The following is a 17,107-nucleotide window of genomic DNA, read 5'->3' as shown; positions in this document are numbered from 1 at the left end:
AGGTCGACCGCGTTGTCCGCTTCCCGAGCTGGCGCCCGGTTCCACAACGGCACGCGCAAGCCTGGCGCGTGCATCGCCGACGCGGCCACGGCAACCCTGTGGGACCGGGCGAAGCTCGGGAAGGGGCCCGCCAGGTCGACCGCGTTGTCCGCTTTCCGAGCTGGCGCCCGGTCGTGCAACGGCACGTGCGAACCTGGGCGCATGCCGCCGACGCGGCGCACGCGCCCCCGTAGCGGCCGGCCCGCTGTCAGCCTTTGGCCGCCCCATCCTGCGCCGCCTGCAGCACGCGCAGCAGGTTGCCGCCCCAGATGTTGGCCAGGTCCTTCTCGCTATAGCCGGCGTCCAGCAGGCGCTGGCTGATCTTCGGCAACTGGCTGACGTCCTCCAGCCCCGTCACGCCACCACCACCGTCCCAGTCGGCACCGATGCCCACATGCTCCGGCCCCACCACCTGCAGAATGTGCAACAGGTGCTTCATGAACACGTCCAGGTCGGCCTTGGGTTGCGGGTACTTCGTGTCGATGGCGTGGTAATCCTGGTACAGCGCATGGCTCTGCTCCGGGCTCAGCGCGGCCAGGTTGTGGAAGCGTGCGCCGAGGGCGGCCAGGGCCTTGTTGCGCTCCGGGTTGGGCTTGAGCGGTACCAGGTAATCGCTGTAGGTATTGACCTGCACCACCCCGCCCTTGGCGGCCAGTTGACGCAGGCGCGCGTCATCGAGGTTGCGCGGGTGCGGGTTGACCGCGCGGCTGCTGGAGTGCGAGGCAATGATGGGCGCGGTGGACTGCGCCAGTATCTGGTCGAACACCGCGTCGCTGGCATGGGACACGTCCAGCAGAATACCCAGGCGGTTGGCCTGGGTCACCAATTGCCGGCCCTCCGGGCTCAGGCCTTTCCAGTGCGGGAGCGCGGTGGCCGAGTCGGCCAGTTCGTTGTCGGCAAAGTGCACCAGGCCGAGCATGCGCAAGCCTTGGCGGTAGTAGGTGTTCAGCAGGGCAGGGTCGGCGGCCAGCGGCTCGGCGTTTTCCATGCTGATGAACACCACGCGCTTGCCTTGGGCGGCGATGCGCCGGGCGTCTTCGGGGGTGAGCGCGAGGGCGAAGGTGTCCGGGTTGCGGTCGATCATGTCGCGGATGCGCGTCAAGGTCGCCAGGCCGTAGGCGCTGGCGTACGCGCGGCCTTCATCGGTCAGCGGTTGCTGAGGCGTGTACACCGCGAAGAAGCCACCGTCCAGCCCGCCTTCGATCATGCGCGGCACGTCCACCTGGCTACCGTCCTGGCGGTAGTCGTGGCGTTGGGTAATGTCCCAGCCGGGGCGGGTCAGGTCCAGGGGGGTATCCAGGTGGCTGTCCAGCACCAGCAAGCGCTGGTGCAAGGCCAGGGTGGCGGGGCTCACTACCGTGTCATCGGCGTGGGCCAGCCAGGGCAGCAAGGCCAGGGTCAGGGCGCAAAGGCGCAGGTGCATATCAGAACTCCATGCTCAGGGTGGTCTGGAAGGTGCGTGGCGAGCCGGGGCGGTACGATGCCGCGCCGTCGCTGGTGGTGTAGATGTAGCCCAGGTAGTCCTTGTCGAAGAGGTTGTCGAGGTTGAAGCGCAGCTTCACGTTCTTCAGCGGGCCGTAGTGCACTTGCTGGCCGCCCAGGTCCAGGTAGGCGCTGTACACGGTGTAGCCGGGCACCGATTCGGTGTTGGTGAAGTTGCTGTAGCGCTCGCCGGTGAAACGCCCGGTGAAGTTCAGCAACGCCCAGGGCGCCAGCTCGTAGGTGACCCCGGCCTGAGCCATCCAGCGCGGGCTGTCGGGCACGTCGTTGCCGCGCAGGGACAGGCCCGCGGCATCGTTCTTGAACGTGGACTTGTTGTAGGTGGCGCTGCCGTTGAACACCACCTTGCTGCCCAGCACCGGGGGTTTCCACTGGCCGCTCAGCTCACTGCCGTAGGCCACCACCTTGCCGACGTTCTGGTAGTAGGTTTCAACCTGGCTGCTGCCCGGTACCGGCGAGGCGAACGACTGCAGGCGGTTGTCGAAGTCGGTGCGGTACAGCGCCCAGGCCGCGTTGAAGGTGGGGTGGTTGAGGCGGTAGCCCACTTCGTAGTTCTTCGAGCGCTCCGCCTCGGGCGCCGGTACCGATGGGCTGCCGGCACGGTAGATGTCATCGGCGCCGCGGGGCAGGGCCATGTTTTCCGAGTACGAGGCGAACACCTGGCTGTCACCGGTCAGGTTGTACACCAGGCCCACCTGCGGCAGGAACGCGTCGTTCCATTCAGTGCTCAGGCGCGGCTGACGCTCGTTGATGTAGTCGCCCGCGTTGCGGTAGCCCTCGATGCGGTAATCCAGGTGCAGGCTCTTGAAGCCGTATTGCAGGCGCAGGCGTTCGTCCAGCAGGGACCAGGTGTCTTTCACATGAAATTGCAATGAGTTGCGCGTGGAGGTGAAGTCACCCTGCAAGTGCACCGGCTCATCCAGCAGGGGCTCGCCGTCGGGGCTGCCGTCGCTGAGGTTGTAGCGCGCCTGCTGGCGGTTGAACACGTCGGTCTCGGCCCACAGGCCGGTGTCGATTTCGTGCTGGCCGGTATTCCAGCGCAGGCCGGTCAGCCCGCCGAAGCGGTGGCCGCTCAGGGACGACAGGCCGTACTGCACGCCATTGGGCTCATACAGCCCGGCGACATTGCTTTCAGCGTTGTGCAAGGCCAGTGAAGTGGCGTAGGACTCGGGAGACACGCCGAAGCCTTTCTTGGCCTCGTAGTACAGGGTGGTGTAGTTGGTCAGGTCCGGGCTGATCTCGAAGGTGCCGCCCAGGCTGGTCAGGGTATCGCGCCGCTGGTTCACCGCCTGCTTGTAGTACTGGTTGTAGTTGGGGTTGCTGTAGCGCACCCCCGGCACGGTTTCGGCCAGGGTGGGCACGCTGCCCAGGTAGGCGAAGTCGCGGCCCGAGCGCCCGAACGGGTCGTTGGCGGTGCCGTGGTACTGAGCCAGGGTGATGGACGGCGAGTCGTAGTCGTAGAACGAGTTGTACACCGAACGCAGCCACACCTCATTGTGGTCGCCGAAGCGGTAGCGCACCTTGGCCTCGATGTGTTCGCGGTCGATGGTACCCGGTCCGCGCCACAGGTCGCCGTCGATTTTCGAGCGGCTGACGTACGCCGACAGGCCCTGGTACTCGCCGCTCTGCAGCTTGACGAAACTGCGCCGCAGGCTGTCGCTGCCCAAGGTATAGGAGACGTTGGCCCCGGGCGTGGGGGTGGGGTTGCTGGTCTGATAATCCACGTACGGGCCCAGGGAGGCATAGCCCGCCTGGGACACGTCACCGGCCCCGGTGGAGGCGGTGACCCGCTCGGTGTTCTCGTTGTCGACGTAGCGGTAGATAGGGCTGCCGCCGAACTGGTCGGTACGCCCCAGGGGCACACCGTCGATGGAGAAGCCGATCTGCTGCAGGTTGAAGGCGCGCACGAATACCGAGTTGCCGAATTCGTACAGGCCCAGGGCGTCGTTGACCTGCACGTTGAAACCCGGCAGGTTCTCCAGCATCTTCAGCCCCGAGGTGCCGGCAGGCGCTGACAACAGCGCCTGGTGGGAAATGGCCAGGGTATTGCTGATCTTGTCTTCGCCGATGGCCGCGCTGGCCTCGGTGACGCGCGCGCCCACCACTTCCACCTTGTCCAGGCGTGGTTCGGTGGCGGTGTCGTCTGCCGCCCACGCGGGGTCGGCGAACAAGCTGCCCAGCAACAGGCCGCCGAGCAGGCAAGGGGCCTGGCTGGTGGGCCATGGCAGAAATTTACGAGAGGGCAGGGTCATTGTCTGTCCTTGGCAATGGCAATAGGGGACAAGGCCTGGCGTGGCCTCGGGGAGCGAGCTCCTCGAGCACCTTGAGCAACGAGAGGGGAAAGTTTTCAGTGGTGTTCTAGATTGTTTGGTTTGCCCCTTAGAACATGTACATTTTTTTATAATCAAATAGCGTCATTATCAGGTTTTTTGTTCTTTTATCCCGTGCCTCGGGCTGGGGCAGACTGGCGGCACCTGCAGGACGCAGGTCAACCTCAACCCGGCAGGCCCACCACCTTCTCGTCCGTTGGCGTGTGCAGTCCATGAAGACGATGGACCTATGGATTCGAACGCAGTACTCAAGACCCGACTGATCGGGCAGATTTTCCAGCAACACTACGCCTGGCTGTGCACCCGGCTTGCCTACCGTACGGGCTGCAGCCACAGTGCCGAAGACCTGGCCGCGGAGACCTTTCTCAAGGTCTGGATGCTGCCCGACCCCGGCGCCATTCGCGAACCGCGCGCCCTGCTGACCACCATCGCCCAACGCCTGCTGTACGAGCGCTGGCGCCGCCGCGATCAGGAAAAGGCCTGGCTGGACGAAGTGGGCGAAGGCCCTGAACACTTGCATGCCTCGCCCCAGGAGCAACTGATGCTGGTCGAAAGCCTGACCGCCATAGACCGCCGGCTCGATGGCCTGTCCGGGCAGGCCAAGGCGGTGTTCGTGCACAGCCAGCTGGAGGGCATGACCTATGCGCAGATCAGCCTGCGCCTGGGCTTGTCCCTGGGGCGTATCCACCAACTGATGACCCTGGCACTGGGCTGTTTCAATTCGCCGGCGGCCACTGTTGGTACAGCAACAGTGAATCAGCACAGTGGCCGCCGCGAGCGTGCCGAGCCTGTGGCCCAGGCGCATTGAGTGCCCGTGGGCATTGAACGGGTGAACCTGGCCCGGTTTGTGAAAGCGGGTAGCCATTGCCCTCGGAAAGGACCTCATTGATGACTGATCAACACCCCCAAGCCGCTGGCCGTATTGCCGCGGCGCCCCGGGAACCGGCCCGGGTGATCCGCAGCGACGCCGAGGCCATCGAGGTGGCCCGGCACCTGGCCGAAGACTTTGCCCGCGAAGCCGTGGAGCGTGACCGGCTGCGGCGCTTGCCCTGGGATGAACTGGAGCGTTTTTCCCAGAGCGGCCTGTGGGCCATTACCGTGCCCCAGGCCTACGGCGGCGCGGGCGTGTCCTGGGTAACGGTGAGCGAGGTGATCGCCACGGTCTCGGCCGCCGACCCGTCGCTGGGGCAACTGCCGCAGAACCATTTCGGCGTGGTCAACAACCTGCTGCTGACCGGCAGCGAGGCGCAGAAGCAGGCCTACTTTGCCAAGGTCTTGGCCGGCTACCGCTTCGGCAACGCGTTTTCCGAGGCCAAGAGCAAGCAGGTCACCGCCTTTGAAACCCGCGTGCAGTTTGACGGTGACCGTGTGCGGCTCAACGGTGAAAAGGCTTACTGCACCGGTGCGTTGTTTGCCCACATCGTGCCGGTGGCCGGTGTCGATGAGCAGCAACGGCCCTTCATTGCCTTTGTACCACGTGATGCCCACGGGCTGACCATCATCAATGACTGGGATGGCTTCGGCCAGCGCATCACCGCCAGCGGCTGTGCCCTGGTGGATGACGTCACGGTACCTGCCGGTGATGTGATCCCCGCCTGGAAGGCCTATGACCAGCCCACCGCCGATGGGCCGGTGTCGCAGATCATCCAGGCGGCGGTGGACACCGGCATTGCCCGGGGGGCGTTCGCCGCCACACTGGAGGTCGCCCGCCAGGCACGGCCATGGCCGGACAGCGGCCTTGAGCATGGCTGGCAGGACCCCCACAGCCAGGCGCTGATCGGCGACCTGGCTTGGCGCCTGGCCGCGGCCGAAGCCATTCTGCGCAAGGCCGGCGAAGCCGTGGACCAGGCCCTGGCCGAGCCGAGCGAAGCCAGCGTGGCCCGGGCTTCAGTGGTGGTGGGGCAGGCCAAGGTGCTGTCTACCGAGATCGCCCTGCTGGCCGCCAGCCGTCTGCTGGAACTGGGTGGCACCCGTACCGTCAGCGAGCGCCGCGGCCTTGACCGTTTCTGGCGCAATGCGCGCACCCATACCCTGCATGACCCGGTGCGCTGGAAATACCACTTGATCGGCAATGCCCACCTCAACGGCGTTCACCCGCCGCGCCATGCCTGGAACTGAAGGAGCACCCCATGTCTGAATCCCTCGTACACGCCGACCTGCTCGTGGCCCGCGATGCCGCGGCCAGCCTGGCCCAGCACGTCAAAGCCATAGACCTGAACCAGGACCCGCTGGTGATTGCCGCCATCGGTGATCTGCAAGTGCGCATCGAAGCCGCCGAGGCCTTGCTGCAGGGCGTCGCCGAGGGTTCGCCCACGGTCGTGCTGCAGGCGCGTCTGGCGGCGCGTCATGCCCAAGCGCGGGCCCGCGAGCTGCACCTGGACCTGACGGGCCGGGTGATCGACGCCGGCCTGCCCGACGAGCCGCTGTCGACCTTGCTGCGCCGGCTGGGTGACCATCACCTCAACCTGCCGGTGTAGCAGTGGCTTGCGGCCTCGACGCGACGCGGCGCATGCGGTGTGCCTGATGCTGCGCAGCGCCAGTGATGCGGCCATGGCCGCTATTACGGTTATTACTTATAGGCATTAACAAATAATATTATATTCCTTTTGGTTTTTTCGCCGTGCTGCAAGACTTCCTGCCTCGGGCGCTTCGCCCAACTGCCCATACAGGAAGTCGACACTCCATGAAAAAACTGACTGCCCTTGCTGCACTGTCCCTGGCGTTGCTGTCCGGCATTGCCCATGCCGACCGCCTGGAAGATATCAAGAAAGCCGGTGTGTTGCGCGTAGCTGCCTTCGACAGCAACCCGCCCTTCGGCTTCGTCGATGCCAAGACCCACCAGATCGAAGGCCTGGACGTGGATTACGCCAAGGCCATCGCCGCCAAGCTGGGTGTCAAGCTGCAACTGCAATCCACCAACCCGGCCAACCGCGTGCCGTTGCTGGTGTCGAACAAGGTTGACCTGGTACTGGCCAACTTCACCATCACCCCTGAGCGTGCCCAGCAGGTCAACTTCAGTACCCCGTACTTCGCGTCGGGCCAGCAGTTCATCGTCAAGAAAGGCACCCTCACGTCCCAGGATCAGTTGAACACCTGGCGCGTGGGCGTCGACAAAGGCACCACCAACGAAGGCGTGCTGCGGGAGAAATTCCCCGGCGCCAAGGTGGTGGCCTATGACGATACCCCGTTCGCCTTCACCGCACTGCGCAACGGCAACGTCCAGGCCATTACCCAGGACGGCCCCAAGCTGATCGGCCTGCTGGCCAACGTGCCGGACCGCGACAAGTACGAAGTACCGCCGTTCACCATTTCCAACGACCTGATTGGCGTGGGCCTGCCCAAGGGCGAGACGGCGCTGACCGATTTCGTCAACCAGACCCTGGTGGAGCTGGAGAAGGACGGCCAGGCGCAGAAGATCTACGACACCTGGTTCGGCCCGCAGACCAGCACCCCGCTGGCGCGGCTGTTCAAGATCGGCGACAAGTCCTGAGTTGACCCCCGCGGTTCGTCAAATGGCCTGCGCACTCCGGTGCGCGGGCCTGTTTCTGCTTGATCTGGATAAGCACCCTCATGTTCGGTGAACTGCTCGCACCCCGTTATCTGCATTGGTTGTTCGATGGTTTTCTATTGACCCTGGGCTTGTCGTTGCTGGTGTGCGTGGTCGCCACTGGCCTGGGCGCCTTGCTCTACCTGGCCCGCACTGCCCCGGCCCGCTGGCTGTCGACACCTGCCCAGCTGTATGTGCTGGTGATTCGCAACACGCCGCTGCTGGTACAACTGTTTTTCTGGTATTTCGGCGTCACCGCCTTGTTGCCGGAGGCTTTGGTGACCTGGCTCAATACCCCGCGCAGCCTGGCCCTGGGGCCGGTCAGCCTGGACTGGCCGTCGTTTGAGTTCATCGCCGGTTTCTGGGGCCTGACCCTGTACACCACGGCGTTCATCGCCGAAGAACTGCGCGCCGGTATCGACTCGGTACGCCAGGAACAACGCGCTGCGGGCCTGGCCCTGGGGCTGCGTCCCGCCCAGGTATGGCGCCACGTGATTCTGCCTCAAGGCCTGCGCACGGCGCTGGGGCCGTTGCTGGGCCAGTACATGAATGCAGTGAAAAACACCTCCCTGACCATGGCCATCGGCCTGGCCGACCTGTCCTATGCGTCGCGCCAAGTGGAGACGGAAACCTTCAAGACCTTCCAGGCGTTCGGCTTCGCGACCTTGCTGTACGTGCTCAGCATTGCCGTGATCGAGGCCGTGGGGCAGTTGATCCAGCACAGCCGCCACTACCGTCGCGGGGTAGCCTGAACCATGGACTTCTCGGTCATCATTGATAACCTGGGGTACTTCACCTGGGGGGCTTACCCGGACGGGCCCTTGGGTGGTGCCGCCTTGACGCTGTTGCTCAGCCTGTTGTCCGGCGTCGCCGCCGGGGTGCTGGGGCTGGCCTGGGGCATTGCCCTGGTGGTCAGCCGCGGCTGGCTGCGCTGGGTACTGGTGGGCGTGCTGGGCTTCCTGCGTGCCATCCCGGTACTGATGCTGATGTTCTGGGCCTACTTTCTGCTACCCATCCTTTTTCACGTCGACGTCCCGGCGCTGGCCACCGTGGTGTGCGCCTTGTCGCTGATCGGCGGTGCCTACCTGGCCCATGGCGTGGCGGCGGGCATCGGCAGCTTGCCTGCGGGCCAGTGGGCGGCGGCCAAGGCCCTGGGCCTGCGCCCAGGCCAGGTCTTGCGCCTGGTGATCTTGCCCCAGGCCCTGCCGATCATGTTGCCCTCGTTCCTCAACCAGTGGGTCTCGCTGATCAAGGACACCTCGCTGGCCTATGTGATCGGCGTGGGTGAGCTGTCCTACGTGGCCACCCAGGTCAGCAACCGGGTCATGGTGCACCCGGTCCAGATCTTCCTGTTCGTGGCCCTGGTCTATTTCCTGTTTTGCAGCGCCCTGCAGTGGTTGGCCCATCGGCTGGCCCGGCGCGTTCCGTCGCGGAGTCACCGATGATCGAGTTTGAAAACGTCAGCAAGCACTACGGTACCTTCAAGGTGCTCGACGGTTGTACCACCCGGGTGGCCAAAGGCGAGGTCGTGGTGGTGTGCGGGCCGTCAGGCTCGGGCAAGTCCACCCTGATCAAGTTGGTCAATGGCCTGGAGCCCTATGACGGCGGGCGCCTGACCGTGGCAGGTATCGACCCGGGCGCCCGGGGTACCGACCTGCCGGCCCTGCGGGCGCGGGTGGGCATGCTGTTCCAGCATTTCGAGCTGTTCCCGCATCTGTCGGTGCTGGCCAACCTCACCCTGGCCCAGGAGAAGGTGCTCAAGCGCTCTGCCGTCGATGCCCGCCAGCGGGCCTTGGCGTTGCTGGACCGGGTAGGGCTGGCGGCCCATGCCCACAAGTACCCGGCGCAGTTGTCCGGCGGCCAGCAGCAGCGCGTGGCGATCGCCCGCGCCCTGACCCTGGACCCGCTGTGCATGCTGTTCGACGAACCCACCTCGGCGCTGGACCCGGAGATGGTCCAGGAAGTGCTGGATGTCATGGTGGAACTGGCCCGCGACGGCATGACCATGCTGTGCGTGACCCACGAAATGGGCTTTGCACGCAAGGTGGCCGACCGCATTCTGTTCATGGACCAGGGGCAGATCCTGGAAGACTGCAGCGCCGAGGCTTTCTTCGGTGACCTGCGCCAACGTTCGCCGCGGGCGCAGGCCTTCCTGTCGCGCATCCTGGCGCATTGATGCGCTCTGGTCCCACGAGATAGCGCGATAGCCATATGCCGGCGCATATGCGATAAGGTTATTTAAAATTTCTGCATTGTAGCAATATGCTATATGGCAATCGGACTGCCGACACACATCAAAAAACGTCAAGGATGACCGCCACCGTTCGCCATACGGATCGCTCGTTCGGCCCTGGGTACTCGATACCCCGGGTGAGGATCAAAGGAGAGCGGTACATGCAAAGGTTCCAACTCAATACCCTGACGGCTGCACTGGTCTCAGCCAGTGTGCTGGGCAGTGGCTGGAGCGTCGTCAGCCTGGCCGACACCGAGGCCAGCGACGGCAAGGACAGCAAGCTGGACACGGTCATCGTCACCGGTACTCGTGCCCAGGAACGCACCGCCAGCCAGTCGCTGTCGCCCATCGATGTGATTTCCGGGGAAACCCTGCGCAGTAGCGGCTCCAGCGAGCTGGGCACGGTGCTGGCGCGGCTGATCCCGTCCATCAACTTCCCACGCCCAAGCCTGGTGGACGGCGCCGAACTGGCGCGCCCGGCGCAGATGCGCGGGCTGTCACCCGACCAGGTGCTGGTGCTGGTCAACGGCAAGCGCCGCCACACGGGGGCATTCGTCAACCTGGGCGGGGCCGTGGGCCGTGGTTCGTCACCGGCCGATTTGAACGCCATTCCGATGTCGGCCATCGACCATATCGAAGTGCTGCGCGACGGCGCGTCGGCGCGCTACGGTTCCGACGCGATCGCCGGGGTGATCAACATCATCCTCAAGGACGCCAATCACGGTGGTTCGGTGTCGACCAAATACGGCAGCTACAAAAAGGGCGACGGTATCCAGCGCGAGGTGGACGGCAACGCCGGTTTCGCCCTGGGCGATCGTGGCTTCTTCAACCTGTCGGGGGAGGGCGACAACAACGATTACACCGACCGTGCCGGCGACGATTACCGCACCGCCAGCATCGGCTCCACCACCTATGGCCAGCATGTGTTCCGCCAGGGCGAGCCCGCCACAAAGGACGGCAAGCTGTTCTTCAACAGCGAGTTCGACCTCAACGACAATGCCCAGCTCTACAGCTTCGGCGGTTATAGCCACCGCACCGGCGAGACGGCGGCGTTCTACCGGGCCAGCAACGCGTCCAACAACCTGGCGGCGCTGTACCCCAACGGTTACCTGCCGCTGATCCGCGGCACCCTGGAAGACACGTCGCTGGTGGTGGGCGTGCGCGGGCAGTGGCTGGACGACTGGCATTACGACCTGTCGGCCAACTACGGCAAGAACAGCTACGAGATCAATACCCGAACCATCAACACCTCGCTGGGCCTGGCCACGCCCACCCACTTCTACAACGGCACCCTGGAGAACGACCAGAAGCAACTGAGCCTGGACCTGTCGCGGGAATTTCGCCTGGGCTGGCTGGCCAACCCGGTGTCGCTGTCGGTGGGTACCGAGTACCTGGATCAGGACTACCAGATCAAGTCCGGCGACCCGGCTTCGTACTACCAGACCGGCAGCTCCGGCCTGGGCGGCTTCCGTGACACTGACGCGGGCAGCTACAACCGTCACAGCGTGGCCGAGTACCTGGACCTGGAGACCGACTTCACCGACAAGCTCAGTGGCTCGGCGGCGGTGCGCCGCGAGGACTACAGCGACTTCGGCGCCAATACCACGGGTGCCCTGTCGGCGCGCTACGCTTTCACCCCTCAGGTGGCGCTGCGCGGCAGTATCTCCACGGGCTTTCGAGCGCCGTCCCTGGCCCAGCAGAATTTCACCTACACCTCGTCGCAGTTGATCGGTAACACGGTGCAGGAAGCCGGTACCTTCCCGGCCAACAGTCAGGTGGCCAAGTTGCTGGGCGCCGAAGACCTGAAACCGGAGAAGTCACGCAATTACAGCCTGGGCCTGGTGCTGCAGCCCACCGACAACCTGACGGTGACGGCGGACGTGTACCGCATCGACATCGACGACCGCATCACGTTGTCGTCCAACCTGGTGCTCAACAACGCCGCCATCGCTTACCTGCAAGCCAACGGAGTAGGGAACATCAACTACACCAGTGCCCGGTACTTCACCAACGCCGTGGACACCAGCACCAACGGCATCGACCTGGTGGCCAACTACCGCTACCAGTTCGACAATGGCATCCGCTGGAACAGCACCCTGGGCTACAACTACAACCACACCAAAGTCACCGACGTCAAAGCCAACCCGGCGGTGCTCGATGCCTTGGGGGTGAACCTGCAACGGGTTGACCGTCGCGAGAAGAATGGCCTGCTGGGCAACACCACGCCCGAGCACAAGTTGACCCTGGGCAACGATTTCAACTATGGCAATTGGGCGCTGCACAGCACCCTGGTGCGCTACGGCGAATACACCAGCTACCAGGCTGACGCGGTCAACGACCAGCACTTCCAGGCGGCGTGGGTATTGGACCTGGCGGTGGATTATCGCTACAAGAACTGGCTGTTTACCTTGGGGGGTGACAACGTGACGGACAAGTACCCGGCCAAGCTCAGCGATTACGCTTCCAGCGGTGGCAACCTGGCGTACAGCACGTATTCACCGTTTGGTTACAGCGGGGCGTTCTACTACGCGAAAGTGGGGTACAGCTGGTAATAAACCAGGCAGGCCGCATCCCGAACGCCCTGTAGCGGCCTTACGGCCGCTGCAGGCCCCTGACAAGCCGGTAGAACCGGGCGCTGCGGTGCGACAGGTGGAACGCGGCGCGGCCTTCCCGAGCTTGCGCCCGGTCCCACAGCGGTGAACCCGGCACGCCGCATCAATCCTTTGGGACCGGGCGAAGCTCGGGAAGGGGCCTGCCAGATCGACCGCGTTGCCTGGCTCCAGCCTTCACGACGACAGCGGCTGCTGCCGGCCTTGCACGCGGGCCGCCGTCACCGGCGCCGCCGGGCTGAAGTGGTACGCTTATGCCATTTGTATCGTGATTGTAAACTTTTAATTCCTTCCTGAAATCTCCGACTCTGTTGCAGAGTGGCCCCGTCTGCCCTGCGGGGCCTGTAGTGTTTTCTCGGCATGGAGCACCCCGATGGGCGCAACTCCCACTTCGCATTACCCCCTGATCGGCCAGTTGTTCAAGCGCGACTATGCCTGGCTGTGTGCCCGCATCGGGCGTGTGCTGGGCTGCCCCTACAACGCCCAGGACGTGGCCGCTGAAACCTTCGTGCGAGTGCTGGCCCTGCCTGACCCCACCGCTATCCGTGAGCCCAGGGCGCTGTTGACCACCATCGCCCAACGTCTGGTCTATGAGGGTTGGCGTCGCCAGGATCTGGAACGGGCGTACCTGGAAAGCCTGGCGTTGGTGCCCGAGCCCGTGCATCCCTCTCCCGAGGAGCGGGCGGTGCTGATCGAAACCCTGGTGGCCGTCGACCGCTTGCTGGACGGCTTGTCGGCGAAAGCGAAGGCCGCGTTCCTCTACCATCAGCTCGACGGCCTGACCTATGCCGAAATCGGCCGGCAGTTGGGGGTGTCGGTCAGCCGGGTGCAGCAGTACATGGCTCAGGCATTCGCCCGGTGCTATCACGTGATGGTCGACGCATGAATCGCACCGCATCCGATGGCGTGATCGTCAAGGAGGCAGCGCGCTGGATGGCCTTGCTGCATTCCGGCCAGGCCAGTGAGCAGCAGGTTCAGGCGCTTGCCCAGTGGCGCAGCAGCGATGCACGCCATGAAGAGATCTGGCAGGTGATGAGCCAGGGTGTGGGGCAGTTGCCCAGCGCGACCTTGCGTGGTGTGCCGCGGCAAAGCCTGTTGCGCAGTTTGCAGGCGCCTACCAGCAGCCGGCGGCGTTTGCTGCAGGGTGGCCTGGGCTTGGTTGCGCTGCTGGGGGGCGTGCACTGGCTGGGGCGCAGGGAAAGCCTCTGGCCAGCTAGCGATGAATTGCAGACGGGCATCGGCCAGCGCCAGGCGCTGACCCTGGCCGATGGCAGCGCGTTGATACTCAATGCCCGCACACGGGTGGCGCAACACTTCGATAGCCAGCAGCGGTTGTTGCAAGTGCATGCCGGTAGCGTGTGGCTGGATGTGGCCACCGACCCGCGGCGGGCCTTCATGATCACCACCGAGCACGGCCAGATTCAGGCCACGGGGTCGCGGGTGGTGGTCGCGCGTCAGGACGACGCCACGCAATTGTCGGTACTCCACGCCCGCAGCCTGGTCATGACGGCCAGCGGTCAGCGGCAATGGGTAGAGGCGGGCAGCAGCGCCCGCTTCGATGCCCGCGGGGTGCTGCAGGTGCAAGCGGCCGGCAACGCCGACGCCTGGACCCAGGGCCGCCTGGAGGCACGGGACTGGCGCCTGGGTAGCATCATCGAGCAATTGCGCGACTATCGCCCGGGCATCATCCGCGTCAGCCCCCAGGCGGCGGCACTGCGCCTGAGCGGGATCTTCCCGCTGGACGACAGCGACCGTGCGCTGCAGTTGCTGGGCCTGTCGCTACCGATCGAGGTGACGCGCTACAGCCCTTACTGGGTCAGCATCGAGGTACGGGTCGCCTGAGTGGCGGCGGTATAAGCTCAGCAGATTTCGGTCTAGACGCTACCCCTGTAATTCCCGTCGGTTCGTTGCACATCCCTGAAAACAACCAGATATCAGGGATGCCCCTTCCGTGAAACCAATGACCTTGACCCGAATCAGTGCCGGCCTGTTGCTGGGGCTGAACCTGGCCCCCCAATGGGCCCTGGCCGTGACGTTCGACGTGCCGGCCGGCCCATTGGATTCGACCCTGCTGCAGATTTCCAGACAGACCGGCCAGACCATCGCTTTCGATCAGCGGCTGGTGCAAGGCCAGGTGGCCCCCCCGGTCAAGGGCGACTTGAGCGTTGACCAGGCGCTGCGCGCTGCCCTGCAGGGCAGCGGCCTGCACAGCGAGACCAGCAGCACCGGCGTGGTCATCAGCCCCGATATCAGCGCCACGCCTGCGGCGGCCGTCAGCGCGCCCCCCACCACCCAGCTGGAGCGGGTGGAGGTGACCGGCAGTGCCATTCGCCGGGTGGACGCGGAAACCGCGGTGCCCATCACCATCCTGCACGTCGAGCAGCTCAAGGAACAGGGTGTGACCAGCGTCGAGCAGTTGGTCAGCCGCATCGCCAGCAACCAGTCCTCGGTCAATTCCAGCCGTGCCGTGGGCTCCGACAGCGGCGGAGCTTCGTTCGCGGACTTGCGCGGCATCGGCCCGAACAAGACCCTGGTGCTGCTCAACGGCAGACGCCTGAGCAACAACGCCATCAGTGGCGCTGGCGTCGACCTCAATACCATTCCCTTCGCCGCCCTGGACCGTGTGGAAATTCTGCGAGATGGCGCTTCGGCCCTGTACGGCACCGATGCCATCGGTGGGGTGATCAACTTCATCACCAGGAAAAGCGTGATCGGCGGCCAGATCAGTGGCGGCCTCACCAGCCCGACCCACGCCGGCGACGGCGACACGCATGACCTGAGCGCCAGCTACGGCTTCGGCGACCTGGACCAGGACCGGTTCAACGTATTCGCCGTGGCCAACTTCGACAAGCAGGACAGCCTGGCCGCCAAGGACCGAAGCTACACCTACAACTACCAGCCCAACCGTGGCCTGGACTACACCAGCGGTACCACCTCGCCGGCCAACTGGAGCCAGGGCAGCAATGCCACCAACCCCCTTGCCGCCAGTGGCTGCAAGGGGCCAGGGCTGATCCTGCGCAATGGTATTTGCCGCGAAAGCCTGTGGAGTTCCCTGGACCTGATTCCCGAATCGGAAAAGACTTCGCTGTTCACCAAGGCCAGTGGCAAGCTGGCCGATGACCAGACCGTGAGCCTGGAATACTTCTTCGCCAAGAACCAGAGCCGCACCCAGGTAGGCGCCGCGCCGTTGAGCGGCCTGCAAGTGAACCCCGGCACTGCGTACTATCCCGGCAACGGCATTACCCCCGGCCCGACCGGCTTCGCCCTGGACCCCACCCAACCAGTGGACGTCAACTGGCGTGAAAGCGACGTGGGCCCGCGCCGCCAGAGCGCTGACAACACCAGCCAGCGCTTGTTGCTGACGTTCGAGGGCAACGCTGCCGGCTGGGATTACAACGTAGGCGCCTCCTACAACCAGAACAAAGTGGTCAACAGCATCAACAGCGGCTACGTCAATGACACGGCCGTGAGCACCGGCATTGCCGACGGCACCCTCAACCCCTTCGGCCCACAGAGCGCGGCAGGCGCCGCCTATCTGGCCGCCAATGCCGTGGACGGTGATTACCGCACCGCCCTGGGCCGGGTGAAGGCCGTTGACGGGCGCGCCAGCCGCGAGATCGGCGACTGGTTTGGCGCTGGCCCCGCAGCCCTGGCCATCGGCGGCGAATACCGCAAGGAAGAGTTCCACCAGGATTATGAACAGTTCGCCGCCCAGGTGCAGAGCCTGGGGGTAGACCCCAACGCCGCCGTGTCCGGCGACCGCTCGGTGCAGGCCGAATACGCCGAACTGAACGTGCCGGTGCTCGACAGCCTGGAACTGAGCGCCGCCGTGCGCCACGACAAGTACAGTGACTTCGGCAGTACCACCAACCCCAAATACTCGTTCCGCTTCCAGCCGTTCAAGGAGCTGGTGCTGCGTGGCGCCTACAGCGAAGGCTTCCGTGCCCCATCGTTGTATGAGCTGTACAACCCCAACTACACCACTTACACCAACGCCAATTACAACGACCCGCGCCTGTGCGCCGGCGGCAACCCCAGCAATGGCGGCATCGCCAACCGCGACTGCGCCCAGCAGTTCTTCAGCCGCACCGGTGGCAACACCCAGCTGAGCCCAGAGACGGCGCGCAACGTCACTTTCGGCTTCGTCTACCAGCCGGTGCGCGACCTGTCCGTGGGCCTGGACTTCTGGTGGATCAAGATCGCCAACCAGATCGCCGAATTTCCCGAGTCGGCCATCTTCGACAACCCCGATGCGTTTGCCGACCGCATCGTGCGCAAGGCCGACGGCTCCATCGACCACATCATCACGGGCCTGGCCAACCTGGGCAAGGTCAAGACCAGCGGCATCGACGTGTCCCTGGACTACCGGTTCCCTGATTCCCCCTACGGTCAATTCGGCCTGGGCCTGCAGGGCACTTACGTGACCCGCTATGACTACCAGGAACAGATTGGTGGCCCATTCATCGACAAGGTCGGTGATTTCAGGGGTGGCGACTTCTCCTCGGCCGGCGCCGTTGCCCGCTGGCGCCAGAGCCTGACCCTGAGCTGGAACCAGGGCCCGTATGGCGCCAGCCTGGTCAACCGCTTCACCAGCGGCTACCACGACTCCGACCCTGACACCCACCACAGCGTCGCTTCCTACAACGTGTGGGATCTGGCCGGCACCTACCACTGGCGCAAGAGCGTCGACTTCACCGCCGGGGTGCAGAACCTGTTCGACCGCGAGCCGCCCTTCAGCAACCAGACCTACACCTTCCAGAGTGGCTACGACCCCAAATACGCCGACCCTTACGGTCGAGTGCTGTTCACCAAGATTGCCTACAACTTCTGAGGCGGCCGTTATGCACTT

The 17,107-nt window shown here is 64.7% G+C and carries 14 protein-coding genes; 11 read left to right on the top strand and 3 right to left on the bottom strand.

Annotation, left to right across the window (positions count from 1 at the left end; genetic code table 11):
* The 3 genes from QBK88_RS21695 to QBK88_RS21685 all read right to left on the bottom strand — a co-directional run.
* On the bottom strand, positions 1–203 hold a 203-nt coding region (locus tag QBK88_RS21695), incomplete at its 3' end, for a hypothetical protein (RefSeq protein WP_277963660.1).
* Between the two features lie 44 nt (positions 204–247).
* On the bottom strand, positions 248–1,462 hold the full coding sequence (locus tag QBK88_RS21690; protein ID WP_277963659.1) for a dipeptidase: 1,215 nt from the start codon (positions 1,460–1,462) through the stop codon (positions 248–250).
* 1 nt (position 1,463) lies between these two features.
* Entirely contained in the window at positions 1,464–3,791 is a 2,328-nt protein-coding gene (locus QBK88_RS21685; RefSeq protein ID WP_277963658.1) for a TonB-dependent receptor domain-containing protein, read from the bottom strand.
* A 307-nt stretch (positions 3,792–4,098) separates the two neighbouring features.
* Between QBK88_RS21685 and QBK88_RS21680 the strand changes: the two genes are divergently transcribed.
* From QBK88_RS21680 to QBK88_RS21630, 11 genes are all read left to right on the top strand, one after another.
* Positions 4,099–4,677: a sigma-70 family RNA polymerase sigma factor gene (locus QBK88_RS21680; protein ID WP_277963657.1), complete on the top strand. Its 579-nt coding sequence runs from the start codon at positions 4,099–4,101 to the stop codon at positions 4,675–4,677.
* Between the two features lie 80 nt (positions 4,678–4,757).
* Positions 4,758–5,987, top strand: coding sequence for an SfnB family sulfur acquisition oxidoreductase (locus QBK88_RS21675; protein ID WP_277963656.1), 1,230 nt, complete (start codon positions 4,758–4,760; stop codon positions 5,985–5,987).
* Positions 5,988–5,998: 11 nt separating this feature from the next.
* Positions 5,999–6,346 (top strand): hypothetical protein, encoded by a 348-nt coding sequence (locus QBK88_RS21670; RefSeq protein WP_277963655.1) that lies wholly within the window; start codon positions 5,999–6,001, stop codon positions 6,344–6,346.
* Positions 6,347–6,552: 206 nt separating this feature from the next.
* Complete coding sequence (locus QBK88_RS21665) at positions 6,553–7,359, top strand: ABC transporter substrate-binding protein (RefSeq protein WP_268143684.1); 807 nt, start codon at positions 6,553–6,555, stop codon at positions 7,357–7,359.
* An 80-nt stretch (positions 7,360–7,439) separates the two neighbouring features.
* A complete protein-coding gene (locus tag QBK88_RS21660) occupies positions 7,440–8,168 on the top strand; it encodes an amino acid ABC transporter permease (protein WP_277963654.1) in 729 nt (242 codons plus the stop codon).
* A gap of 3 nt (positions 8,169–8,171) precedes the next feature.
* Positions 8,172–8,861, top strand: coding sequence for an amino acid ABC transporter permease (locus tag QBK88_RS21655; protein ID WP_277963653.1), 690 nt, complete (start codon positions 8,172–8,174; stop codon positions 8,859–8,861).
* Entirely contained in the window at positions 8,858–9,592 is a 735-nt protein-coding gene (locus QBK88_RS21650) for an amino acid ABC transporter ATP-binding protein (RefSeq protein ID WP_277963652.1), read from the top strand. Before QBK88_RS21655 ends, QBK88_RS21650 begins: the two co-directional genes overlap by 4 nt.
* A gap of 218 nt (positions 9,593–9,810) precedes the next feature.
* Positions 9,811–12,201 (top strand): TonB-dependent receptor, encoded by a 2,391-nt coding sequence (locus tag QBK88_RS21645; RefSeq protein WP_277963651.1) that lies wholly within the window; start codon positions 9,811–9,813, stop codon positions 12,199–12,201.
* A 430-nt stretch (positions 12,202–12,631) separates the two neighbouring features.
* Positions 12,632–13,144 (top strand): sigma-70 family RNA polymerase sigma factor, encoded by a 513-nt coding sequence (locus tag QBK88_RS21640; RefSeq protein ID WP_268143675.1) that lies wholly within the window; start codon positions 12,632–12,634, stop codon positions 13,142–13,144.
* Positions 13,141–14,100 carry a FecR domain-containing protein gene (locus QBK88_RS21635; RefSeq protein WP_277963650.1) on the top strand — a complete coding sequence of 320 codons (960 nt, stop codon included), beginning with the start codon at positions 13,141–13,143 and terminating at the stop codon, positions 14,098–14,100. The genes QBK88_RS21640 and QBK88_RS21635 overlap by 4 nt, the downstream gene beginning before the upstream one ends.
* Before the next feature lie 118 nt (positions 14,101–14,218).
* The gene (locus QBK88_RS21630; protein WP_277963661.1) at positions 14,219–17,089 is read left to right on the top strand and encodes a TonB-dependent receptor; all 2,871 of its coding nucleotides are present in this window, start codon (positions 14,219–14,221) and stop codon (positions 17,087–17,089) included.
* Positions 17,090–17,107 lie beyond the last annotated feature (18 nt).

This window comes from Pseudomonas sp. RIT-To-2 (assembly GCF_029623465.1).
In the GTDB taxonomy this organism is placed as follows: Bacteria; Pseudomonadota; Gammaproteobacteria; order Pseudomonadales; family Pseudomonadaceae; genus Aquipseudomonas; species Aquipseudomonas silvicola.
This window is presented reverse-complemented; position numbering and strand designations above follow the sequence as displayed.